This is a genomic window from Blautia sp. MSK17_66 (assembly GCF_020538025.1).
In the GTDB taxonomy this organism is placed as follows: domain Bacteria; phylum Bacillota; class Clostridia; order Lachnospirales; family Lachnospiraceae; genus Blautia_A.
In genome coordinates, this window is the sequence record NZ_JAJBNQ010000005.1 from 69688 (window position 1) to 81711 (window position 12024).

Consider the following 12024-nt stretch of genomic DNA (forward strand, 5'->3'; position numbering starts at 1 on the left):
CAGTGAAGAACTGGAGTTTTTTTATTTAGAATTAAAGTATACAACGCTTTATTATAAACGATTCAAAACTTCTTGTCGATAGGAAATGCTTTGGAATTTTGCATAAGTAACGCATAAATATGAAGCCCGCTTAAAAGAATCTCGCTGAGGAGAATTCCATACAGATAGCCGCGGATACCGTAAACCGGAATTGCAAATACTACAAAAAGAATACGGGTCAAAATCCCGGCGGCACTATGAACAAGGCTTCGTCCGGTCTGCCCAAGCCCATGTAGGATGCTTGTCAGAGTTGTATTCAGGTACAAAAAGGGGCAGATAAAAGAGAGGGTCTGTATATAAGCTCCGGCAGTCGGACTTTGAAAAAGAAGATCCCCTATAAAGGCTCCGGCACAATAAAAAATAAGAGTACAGATGCAGCCGAGCAGCAGGCTGGCCCGAAGTGTCTGAACAGTAATATAATGTATCCTTTTTTGGTATCCGAGAGCCTGCATTTCTGCGACAGAAGGCATGAGCATTACGGAGGCAGAGTTGGTGACTGTGGCAGGAAAAAGAATACAGGGAAGTGCGAGTCCGGTAAAAATACCGTAGATGCTGAGTGCTTCGCTGGGAGAAACCCCATACAGCTGAAGTCTTTGCGGAATCAAAACGACTTCAATACCGGCAAGCACGGAGAGAAGAAGCCGATTCACCGTAACAGGAAAGGCAGTACGGAGGATTTCATGTAAATCCGAAAAAGGTTTTGTAATCTGAAAAATCCTGTGCGAGCAGCTGCGAAAGTGAAGTGAGAGAACAAGCAGCGAAAGGATAGAGGCGGCGAGCTCTGAAGCAAGTGTGCCGCCGACAGCAATCATGGCGGTCACGGGAAGATTATTGGAAACACAGATCAGATACAGAAGAAAAGAAGAGCCGACACGTACAAGCTGCTCAACAAACTGCATGCCGGATGGAAAAGCAGCTTTTTTGCGGGCAAAATAATAACTGTTGATGCAGGAATGAAGAACGGCAAAAGGCAGGCTGAAAGCGAGAATGCGCAGGAGCTCTTCTGTACGTGCTTCTCTGAGAATCTGTACAGCAAAAAAATCGGCTTTCAGAAACAGCAGGGAAGAAGCCACACAGGAGAATAAAAAAGCAAGAAGTGTTCCAAGACAGAAGAAATCACGGGCTTTTTTGTGCTCTCCGGTTGCAAAGTGAGCAGCAATCAGACGAGAAAGGGCGGTCTGTATACCTGAAGAGGTGATGGCGAGCAGGAGAGTCTGGAGAGGGAGAACAAGCTGAAACAGGCCGATTCCCTCTGCACCAATTGTATGAGACAGGAATATCCTATAAAAAAAGCCCATAATGCGGCTTAAAAGCCCGGCGCAGGTGAGAAGAAAAGTCCCCCTGAAAAAAGTTTTTTTCGACATACGGAATACCTGGAGCTTTTTTGTCAGTATATGCGTAAAACTACCTTGACAGAACAAATGTATTCTGTTAAAGTAGGTTTTGAAATAAATCCGACTAAAACACTGGGAATTATGAAGAGGTGAGTGGATGAAACTGTCAACAAGAGCAAGATACGGTCTCAAAGCTTTGATTGATCTGGGTCTGCATTGTGAAACAGAAGCCGTTTCCATTCAGAGTATTGCGGTCAGACAGAATATCTCCGACAGTTATCTTGAGCAGCTTATGGCGAAACTCAAGAAGGCAGGTCTGGTAGAGAGCACCAGGGGAGCTGGCGGAGGCTACAGGCTTGGACGTCCGGCAGCAGAGATTTCTGTGGGTGATGTCCTGAGAGTGCTGGAGGGAAGTCTGGAGGCAGCGCAGTGTTCCGGAATGGAGGATGAGAGCACCTGTGAGAATCATGACATCTGCGTGACGAAATATGTGTGGAAACGGATCAATGACAGTATCACACAGGCAGTGGATACCATGATGCTGGATCAGTTGATAGACGAAAGCCGGAAAAAACAAAAGGAAAAGATCTAAAATTCATTTTTTATCAGGAGGAAAAAACATGAATAAATTAATATATCTGGATAATGCGGCAACAACCAAAACTGCACCGGAAGTTCTTGAGGCAATGCTTCCGTATTTTTCCGAGTACTATGGAAACCCGTCCAGTATTTATGATTTTGGACAGAAGAGCAAAGAGGCAGTGACAAGAGGAAGACAGCAGATAGCGGATGTCCTGAATGCCAAAAAAGAAGAAATCTACTTTACAGCAGGCGGAAGCGAGGCTGACAACTGGGCACTCAAGGCAACCTTTGAAGCATATAAATCCAAAGGAAATCATATCATCACAACCAAGATCGAGCATCATGCGATCCTGCACACCTGTGAATATCTTGAGAAGGAAAGAGGAGCAAAGATCACCTATCTCGATGTAGATGAAAATGGTATTGTACGTCTTGATGAACTGGAGAAAGCGATCACACCGGAGACAATTCTGATTTCTGTTATGTTTGCAAACAACGAGATCGGTTCTATTCAGCCGATCAAAGAAATCGGCCGCATTGCCAGAGAACATGGCATCCTGTTCCACACAGATGCAGTTCAGGCATTCTGTCAGGTTCCGATCGATGTAGAAGAGTGTAATATTGATATGTTAAGTTCCAGTGGTCACAAGATCAACGGACCAAAGGGAATCGGCTTCCTTTATATCCGTAAGGGCGTTAAGATCAGATCCTTTGTACATGGCGGAGCACAGGAGCGTAAACGCCGTGCAGGTACAGAGAATGTTCCGGGAATCGTAGGATACGGTGCAGCAGCAGAGCGGGCAATGAAAAACATGAAAGAGCGTACAGACAGAGAAATCGAACTGAGAGATTATCTGATCGGACGTATCACCAGTGAAATCCCATATGTAAGACTGAATGGTGACAGAGTAAGACGTCTTCCGAATAACGTAAATGTAAGCTTCCAGTTTATCGAAGGTGAGTCCATGCTCCTGATGCTTGATCAGAACGGTATCTGCGGTTCAAGTGGGTCTGCATGTACATCAGGTTCTCTGGATCCATCTCATGTACTTCTTGCTATCGGACTGCCTCATGAGATCGCACACGGTTCTCTGAGACTTACCCTGAGTGAGGAGACAACAAAAGAAGATCTTGACTTCACAGTAGATAAACTGAAAGAAATCGTACAGAATCTGAGAAGTATGTCTCCACTGTATGAAGATTTTATCAAAAATCAGAAATAATAATTAATGAAAAACAGAAACAGGAGGAATAAATATTATGTACAGCGAAAAAGTTATGGATCATTTTCAGCATCCAAGAAATGTAGGAGAAATTGAGGGCGCAAGCGGTGTAGGAACTGTCGGTAACGCAAAATGCGGTGATATCATGAGAATGTTCCTTGATATCGATGATGAGACACATATCATCAAAGAATGCAAATTTAAAACATTTGGCTGTGGTGCGGCAGTTGCAACCAGCAGTATGGCAACAGAAATGGTCAAAGGCAAAACTATTGAAGAAGCAATGCAGATCACAAACAAAGCCGTTATGGAAGCACTTGACGGACTTCCGCCGGTCAAAGTACACTGTTCTCTTCTTGCAGAGGAAGCAATTCACGCAGCACTGTGGGATTACGCTGAGAAACATGGTATTGTGATCGAAGGTCTGGATAAACCAAAGTCAGACATCAGCGAAGGCGAGGAAGAAGAAGAGTACTAAGAAACAACGGCTGTGAGGGGGAAACATAAATTTGAGGCTGCTGTCTGCAGGAAATGTCCCAAGAGGTGTTTTTGTATGCAGATAAATTGTGAGGTGAAATGTTGACAGGACTTACAGACGAACAGGTAAATGAGCGGATCGAGCAGGGCAAGGTTAATGCGGATGAAAATCCAAACACCAGGACATATAAACAGATCGTCAGAGAGAATACGCTGACCTTCTTTAACTTTTTGAACCTGGTACTTCTGGTACTTGTACTGCTGGTCGGTTCATATAAGAATGCATTTTTTGTATGTATCATTATTATCAATACACTGATTGGAATTGCACAGGAAATCCGTGCAAAGAAGACCATTGACAAGCTGGCGATTCTGACCGCGAAGAAATCAATTGTCATTCGTGAGGGAAAGAAGTGGACTGTCCCGACAGAGGAACTGGTTCTTGATGATCTGGTCTGTCTTAAGACCGGTGATCAGGTTCCGGCAGATGCAAAGGTACTGGAAGGCAGTGTAGAGGTAAACGAATCACTTCTGACAGGTGAATCAGATAACCTTCCAAAGAATGTAGGAGATGAACTTTTTTCAGGAAGCTTTGTAACAGCAGGAGAGGCCTGCTGTCAGATCATTCATGTCGGCAAGGATAACTATGCGGCACAGATCACCAGCGAAGCAAAGGAATTCAAGCGTCACAATTCAGAACTTAAGAATTCTCTGAATGCGATTCTGAAAGTGATCAGTATCATTATCGTGCCGCTGGGAGCACTGCTGTTTTATAAACAGTACTATATTGTAGGAAATACGTTCAAGGCTTCTGTTGTGAGTATGGTCGCAGGTGTTCTGGGAATGATTCCGGAAGGTCTGGTACTCCTCACCAGTGTGGCATTGACACTGGGAGCACTGGTTCTGGCCAATAAGAAGACTCTTGTACAGGAGTTATACTGTATTGAGACTCTGGCAAGAGTTGATACACTCTGTCTGGACAAGACCGGAACAATCACTGAAGGAACCATGTGTGTAGAGCGTGTGGAGTCGTGGTGTGAGAGTCTTCTCAGAAATCTGACAGAAGACAAAGAAGAGCCGGACGAAGGCAGAATGCTCCAGGATCAGGAAATACAGCCGGAAAATGCTGAAACACAGAATCCAGATACCGGTTCGCAAACGGAAGCGGATCAGGCAGAAACCATAGACGAAACGGCAGCTCTGCAGGATATTCATGAAATTGAGGACATGATGGGAAATCTCATGTATGTTCTTAAAGATCAGAATGCGACGATTGATGCCCTGCGTAAACGCTTTCCAACCAAAACATCTATGACGCCGGAGCATATTATTCCGTTTTCTTCCGACAGAAAATACAGTGGAGCTGTATTTGAGGACAGAGGAACTTATCTTATGGGAGCGGCACAGTTTCTTTTTCCAGAGGGAAGAGAAGAAATCCTGGATGTCTGCCAGAAATATGCACAGGAAGGACTTCGAGTCCTTACACTGGCACACAGCAGTCAGATGGCAGAAGGTACAGAACTTCCGGCCGATCTTGAACCGGTGGCACTTCTTCTTCTGACAGATGTGATCCGAGAAGAAGCTCCGGATACACTGAAATTCTTTGACAGCCAGGAAGTTGACCTCAAGGTGATCTCGGGAGATGATCCTGTCACCGTTTCTGCGATCGCGAAGCGGGCAGGTCTTAAGAATGCAGAAAGCTATGTGGATGCGACAACACTGGAAACAGAGGAAGATTTAGAAGAGGCTGTTTCGAAATACAGTATTTTTGGCCGAGTGACACCGCAGCAGAAAAAAGAAATGGTACAGGCTCTTCAGAAACAGGGACATACCGTTGCCATGACAGGAGATGGTGTCAACGATGTTCTTGCTCTCAAAGAAGCAGACTGCAGTATTGCCATGGCACAGGGAAGTGATGCGGCAAAGAATATTGCCAACGTAGTTCTTCTGGATTCAAATTTTGCATCCATGCCACATATCGTGAATCAGGGACGAAGAGTCGTGAACAATATCCGTACAGCGGCATCCATGTTTCTGATCAAGACTATGTTTTCTGTCATGCTGTCACTTCTGACAATCTTTTTTGGAAACACGTATCCGTTCGAACCGATTCAGATGTCACTGATCAGTGCCTGCGCAGTCGGGATTCCAACCTTCCTTCTTGCACAGGAAAACAATTATGACAAGATCGATCATACGTTTCTCCGACATGTGTTCCTGAATGCGTTTCCGGCAGCAATCACTATTTCATCCTGTGTGTTTGCAATCATGCTTGTCTGCCAGAATGTATATCATTCCAATGCCATGCTGAGTACGGCCTGTGTACTGGTCACAGGATGGAACTATATGGCAGCATTAAAAACGGTTTATGCACCATTGAATACCTACCGTAAGGTAATCATTTATGGAATGCAGTTTATTTTCTTTGCCGCGGCAGTCATATTTCAGAAACTGCTGGCCCTTGGTTCCCTGGACTTCGGACTGATCATACTGGTATTTATCCTGATGACATTTGCACCGGTTCTGATCGATGTGATCACAAGCTGGCTCAAAGGGATTTATGCAAAGTCTCTGGATCAGGAAAAACCGGGAAAGTTTACAGGATTTGTGAATAAACTCAGCAGAAAAAAATAAATAACGATAAGTGAGAAAACAGCATTGCAGCGTGAAGCTATGATGCTGTTTTTTTTGCAAAATTTCGGCAGAATAGCTTTTGAAAAAACAAATTTGTGTAAAACCTATGCTAAGATGCTGAATATCAAAGAAAAGGAGGTGGAAAGAACAGAGGGATTTTTGAGGAAGATAGGACGAAAGACGATTACTGGAATTTAATCTGGGTTTCTACAATTGTATTTTGCGGAAACCCAGTTGAAATCCATGAAAACAGACCCGATACAAAAAAAGATGCCGAAAGTAAAAAGCTGTTTCTATTTAATGTATCACTTCATTTTTTTGGTTTCATTGATTGCATCAATCGTACATCGCAGATTAGATTCAAGCAGTGGATGATACTTGGGATCGACAGAATCCATAAGCAACATAAAATTATTTTTATGGACAGAATCATCATCAATACCCATAAGAATAAAATCGGAAGACACTCCCAAAACTTGGCAGAGTTTCTGGAGTGTGGATAAAGACATCCCTTTTTGACCGCATTCAATATACCCAAGAAAAAGAGTGGATATGTCCAGCTTTTCGGCAAGGGCTTCCCGGGAAAGATGAGCCTGTTTTCGTGCGAATCTGACCCGCTGCCCAATTTGAACGTTTAAGTCTTTTTTCAGCAGGAATCCCTCCTTTGAAATAATTATAAGATGATTATTCTTAATATTGTAAAAGGAATATAATTGACAAACAATTTACCGTCGGTAATAGAAAAAAATTACTAATAGTTGAATTGGTGGGAAAAATTCAAAGTATAAGTAATATATCAGAAGTCTTTTTATTTAACCAAAAAAATGAAATGTCATGTTTGTTTAATAATATTACTGTTAGTAATATGAAATAGTTACTATAAGGTTGATTTAAACACACTAAAATTGTATAATAAACAAAAAAGAGAAACATATCTATTGCTTGTCCAAAAGATCGAAATCGGGCAATGTGTCTTCCGAATTGTATTACAAAAATCCTTTTACAAATAAGGAGTGAAAAAGAGAAATGTTTGACTTCAACAATAATTATCAGAAAATTCAAGAATTAATAAGAAATTATCGTGCAATAAAGAGAAGAGCAACGGAATTATTTGATGAAAGAGAAATCTATAACCATCAGAAAGCAGAACTTTTTGCACGTTTTGGAAATAGATATGGAAATGTTGCAGACAGTGAAGCCAGAATCTATACAGAGCAGGAATTAACACAGTTAAGACTTGAACTGGCGAACAGTGCAGGATTATGGCCTCTTATTAAGAGTATGCTTGGATTTGGGAAAAGTCAGAGAGAGGTTTACCGGGAGTTAATGGGGAAACTGACGGGGCTTCTTAACTTTATGGAAGACCAGATTCGGGACTGTCGAAGTGAGGCTGATGCAATCTGGTATAAGCTTCAGCAGATATCCGAGGAATATACACAGGCATATAAAAGTGCCATGTGTTATGGAGGATGTACCAGTGATTCTGACTGGACCAGTTATGTTATACCAGAAACTCTCGAGAATCCAAGAATTTTTCTGGGAGATCTCCTGAAACCTTTTATGACAGAAGAAGAACAGCGGGAACTGTCTGGTGATGGAAAGATTTTATTTAATCTGTGCAGGGATGGTGAGAAAATTGCTGTACCGTGGGGATTTTTATTGTCAGCACCGATACAGCTTCGCATTGACTATGGAACAAGGACCACAGACAGGGCAAGACAGATCCTTCAGTCAATCATTTATCAGACATTGCGCAGTATACCGCAGTACTATATGGAATTTCATTTTATGGATGCAGTTACATCCGGAAATGATTTCAGAGATTTTATCCGTTTACAGCAGGTAAAAAAGAACGATATTGTTATGCTGAACAGAAAGGTAACAGGTGGTTCCTATCATCTTGCACAGTCTTACCTTAAAAGTGAGGATATCAGCCGGGGACTGACAGCACTGGTGCAGAGGATGACAGCGGTTATTAATGAAAAGGCCGCCTATACAACTGTAACGGAATACAATGCGGAACAGGGAATGGACGCATGGATTCCATATCAGATGATAATCGTGCAGAATCTTCACGAAGGATATTCTGACAGTGATTTTAAGAATATCCAGTATCTGATCGAAAATGGAAGAAATCTGGGTGTCTTTGTAGTTATATTAAATAATGTAGACCGTTGGGAAAACGAATCCACACACAGCAGAAGACAAGATCTTGAGAGCTGTTTTTCAGCAGAGGCAATACAGAATCTTTTTCGGATTGATGTAGGGACAGATATTTCGTCAACATGTGTGAGGGGAGTCGAAAGTGATTTCCGACACTGGCAGACCGGTGGTTCTCATCTGGAATTTATCGAAAATATCGTAGAGCAGCTTGTGGCAGAAAAGAAGCTGGACAATGAATTTCAGCGTATTTTTGACATAAATGCTCCTTTCGGACAGATGGATTCCACAAATGGTCTTCATATTCCATTTGCAATCAACCAGAGAGGAGATATTATTTCATATTCACTTGGACAGGCATTGAATGCGCATGGTCTGATCTGCGGTGGTACCGGATCTGGTAAGAGTTCGCTTTTACATATGCTGATCAGTTCTATTGTGATGAATTATACTCCGGAAGACGTGGAAATCTGGCTGTCTGACTATAAGATTACAGAATTTTATTCTTACAAGACCAATACACCTCCACATATACGGTTTATTGGATTGTCAAAGACATCTGATTTTTCATACGCTTTTCTGGATAAGATCATAGACGAGATGAACCGCAGACAGACAATCATTGCACAGGCAGATTACGATTACAAAGCCGGAGGCGGTAAAAGCAATATTACTTCATTTGGTGATTACAGGAAAGTATATGGCAAGAACTCCATGACAAGACTGCTCATCATTGTAGATGAATTTCATGTGATGAGTCAGCATGCACAGCTGGAAACAGAATACAAGACAAAGCTGGAGAATATTCTGTCAGAGGCGAGAGCTCTTGGAATTATCCTGCTGCTTTCAGATCAGGCAATCGTAGATGGCCTGAGAGGACTTTCGGATAAGGGAAAGAAACAGATAAAAGCTAGAATCGCACTCTCTAATTACAAGGATGAACTAGAAGAAACTCTGAATGAAAAAGAAGCAGATAAAATTCGTTCTTTCATACATATGAAAGTCGGAGAGGTTGCGGTCCAGACGATTCAGGAAAATGAAGATCGTGAAGAGGTTCCGACAATCGAACGTGCCATGGCAATTTATATTAATGGAACGTGTCGTTATAATGTGAATGAGAAGGCAAGAACAATTTATCATGCAGAGGACTATGTGGCAGATGTTTTTGATGATCGTGTTGTGGATCCTATGAAAATCGAAGAGATCGATCAGTGGGAGAAGGAAAATGTGATTTCTCACAGAGATGGCAGCAAAGATATTCATATTTATCTGGGACGACCTGTGAATCTCGGATTTGCACTTCATTTTCCACTGCTTCAGCGGAAGGGAAATAATATCATGTGTGCTTCTGGAACGGAAGAACAGCAGATGCGTATTCTGAGAGCAATTATTTCAAGCTTCGCACGACAGTCCGACTTTTCAGTTGATATTATGGCAGACAGTTATGCAAGTGTATATCGTGAATACAAACCGGAAATTCTGGAATTTGAAAAAAATTATCCGGAGATAAGGGTGCATGATGATCTGGAAGATATCTGTTACAAAATCGTTGAAACATTAGAAATCATAAAAGACAGGAGTAATACCAGAAAACAACTGATCGTATGGCTTGGGCTGGATTCTATGGCAGACATTCTGGTAGATGAAAGAAACAAAAGAACACCTGTACTAAAAAAAGCAGAAGAGAAAGCAACGCAGTCGGAAGTATCGGAGAGCGTTTCTGAGGAAGAATCAGAAAAAACAGATTTTAATGACTCGGCACTGGACGAATTCAGTGCTCTGTTTGGTGATATGGATCTGTTTGGAGAAGAAGATATTAATGAAGAAGAGCCGGAAACCGGGAAAGAAGCACAGACTTCTTATTTATATGATGCCAGAAATGATATAGCCAGAATTATACATCTGGGACCTACATGTAATGTATTTAATCTGGTGATCTACGATTCAGCTTCCGCACTGAGAGATTTCAGAGAAGTAAAGACACTGGATTTCAATCACAAAATTGCATTTCCGATGAGTGATTATGAAGCGGGAGAATTTCTTGATCAGCCAAGACTGATAAGAGAACTTTCCGGACAGCTTGCATACTATCATAATGGAAGATCCGGAAACCGATTCGTTCCATACAAATTATAAACAGAAGAGGAAGGGGAAACAAAATGGTAGATATTGATCTTGAGACCGTCATCAACTTTTGTGATAAATTCGAAAAAGAATATCTGGAAATTCTGCATCAAAACGCACAAAGATTAAAGGTTGCTGCATCAAGTGTAACAGAAACTCTTAAAGGAACGGAAATGGCAACCAAGTCTTCTGTGAAGCTTGAAATGATTGCAGATGCATTGTATAAAGCCACACAAACAGGTGAGGAACGGATTTTGGAACTGAAAAAGAGAGCTCAAAGAGAACTTGATGAAAAAGAACGTATAGAAGGTCGAATCAGATAGGAGAGAATTGACATGGCTGGAAAGGTATTTGGAAATGCTTCAGAAGTAAGAAGCCTGGCGAAAATCACAAAGATGTGCATGGATGCAATTTCAGAAAACAATAACAGAGGAAGTACACTGTTGTCAACGATTGAAGGTGCTGAGTCTGATAAACTCTATGAGCAGGCAAAAGAGATTGTAGAGTATACAAAGAAAGTAGTAGAACTGGGCAAAGAACCTCTGGAGGATGTGAGTGGGGCTCTTGAGGAATATGCAGAATTTCTTGAGTCACATGGGAAACCCTGAAAATACATACAGATAGCAGGCTGATACAAAATGAGTGATGGAGTTTTAAAGTCAGATCCGGATGCAGTCTGGAATTATGTGGTTTCATTAAATGAGAATAAGGAATACGTTGATGAAGCTGTCAAAGGTGCAAAAGATGCACTGGAATCTCTGCTGCAGCGGCTGAACCAGAAACGGTCTTCTATTGCAGATAAGAGATCAGAGTGGGAAGATCAGATTCGTTTTTATGCAGATGAAAGCGAATCTGAGCAGGATCCGAAAAAACAGGAAGATTACAGGAAAAAAATAGAAGAAGCCAAAGCCAGGATAAGAAAGCTGGATATACAGGATGAAGAAATCATATCCATCATAAAAAAAATTCCTGACTATGTGGATCTGCTTACAAACGCACAAAGGAGAACTGGACGTTCATTTACAAAATCCAAAAGAATTCTGAATGCCTATCTCAAGATGGTAGAAGAATATAATGTAATGACCAGAATGAGGGAATGTGGATATAGTGGAACACCGGGAAAATACGGAGTAATGCAGTTTCGAGGAACTACATTTTACTGCAGTGGAAGTGCTTATGCACCAACAGAAGATAATCTGAAGCGAATGGAAAAGGGAAGAGCCCCGATAGGATACGATGGTGATCCGATAGAACTGCACCATCTGATTCAGTCCGAGAGCGGCAGTGTCGTAGAAATTTCAGGGAGCATGCACAGAGAGAATCATAAAACATTACATATTAATACGTCAGATATACCATCTGGAATTAACCGTTCCAGCTTTCAGATGCTCCGAAGTGCATACTGGAAGCGGCGGGCACAGACACTGAGGAAAGAAATGAGAAAATAAGAT

The 12024-nt window shown here is 41.9% G+C and carries 10 protein-coding genes; 8 read left to right on the plus strand and 2 right to left on the minus strand.

The features are described from left to right. Window positions 1–62 precede the first annotated feature (62 nt). Entirely contained in the window at window positions 63–1403 is a 1341-nt protein-coding gene (locus LIR34_RS04115; protein ID WP_173902061.1) for a polysaccharide biosynthesis protein, read from the minus strand. Window positions 1404–1530: 127 nt separating this feature from the next. Here LIR34_RS04115 and LIR34_RS04120 point away from each other — a divergent pair, with 127 nt between their 5' ends. The 4 genes from LIR34_RS04120 to LIR34_RS04135 all read left to right on the plus strand — a co-directional run bounded on the left by LIR34_RS04120 (window position 1531) and on the right by LIR34_RS04135 (window position 6289). Then, on the plus strand, window positions 1531–1965 hold the full coding sequence (locus LIR34_RS04120; RefSeq protein ID WP_161284174.1) for an RrF2 family transcriptional regulator: 435 nt from the start codon (window positions 1531–1533) through the stop codon (window positions 1963–1965). 28 nt (window positions 1966–1993) lie between these two features. After that, window positions 1994–3178 carry a cysteine desulfurase NifS gene (gene nifS / locus LIR34_RS04125; RefSeq protein ID WP_173902062.1) on the plus strand — a complete coding sequence of 395 codons (1185 nt, stop codon included), beginning with the start codon at window positions 1994–1996 and terminating at the stop codon, window positions 3176–3178. A 37-nt stretch (window positions 3179–3215) separates the two neighbouring features. Then, a complete protein-coding gene (gene nifU / locus LIR34_RS04130; protein WP_161284176.1) occupies window positions 3216–3656 on the plus strand; it encodes a Fe-S cluster assembly scaffold protein NifU in 441 nt (146 codons plus the stop codon). A gap of 98 nt (window positions 3657–3754) precedes the next feature. Beyond that, window positions 3755–6289 (plus strand): HAD-IC family P-type ATPase, encoded by a 2535-nt coding sequence (locus tag LIR34_RS04135; RefSeq protein ID WP_173902063.1) that lies wholly within the window; start codon window positions 3755–3757, stop codon window positions 6287–6289. Window positions 6290–6594: 305 nt separating this feature from the next. Here LIR34_RS04135 and LIR34_RS18100 read toward each other — a convergent pair whose 3' ends face one another. Next, entirely contained in the window at window positions 6595–7014 is a 420-nt protein-coding gene (locus LIR34_RS18100; RefSeq protein ID WP_161284278.1) for a helix-turn-helix domain-containing protein, read from the minus strand. A gap of 301 nt (window positions 7015–7315) precedes the next feature. Here LIR34_RS18100 and LIR34_RS04140 point away from each other — a divergent pair, with 301 nt between their 5' ends. From LIR34_RS04140 to LIR34_RS04155, 4 genes are read left to right on the plus strand one after another with little or no spacing between them, the layout of a single operon-like run. Beyond that, a complete protein-coding gene (locus LIR34_RS04140; protein WP_173902064.1) occupies window positions 7316–10585 on the plus strand; it encodes an FtsK/SpoIIIE domain-containing protein in 3270 nt (1089 codons plus the stop codon). 23 nt (window positions 10586–10608) lie between these two features. After that, entirely contained in the window at window positions 10609–10896 is a 288-nt protein-coding gene (locus LIR34_RS04145) for a hypothetical protein (RefSeq protein ID WP_118251930.1), read from the plus strand. A 12-nt stretch (window positions 10897–10908) separates the two neighbouring features. Continuing rightward, window positions 10909–11181: a hypothetical protein gene (locus LIR34_RS04150; RefSeq protein WP_118251929.1), complete on the plus strand. Its 273-nt coding sequence runs from the start codon at window positions 10909–10911 to the stop codon at window positions 11179–11181. Between the two features lie 30 nt (window positions 11182–11211). Continuing rightward, window positions 11212–12021 carry an HNH/ENDO VII family nuclease gene (locus tag LIR34_RS04155; protein WP_173902065.1) on the plus strand — a complete coding sequence of 270 codons (810 nt, stop codon included), beginning with the start codon at window positions 11212–11214 and terminating at the stop codon, window positions 12019–12021. Window positions 12022–12024: the final 3 nt, after the last annotated feature.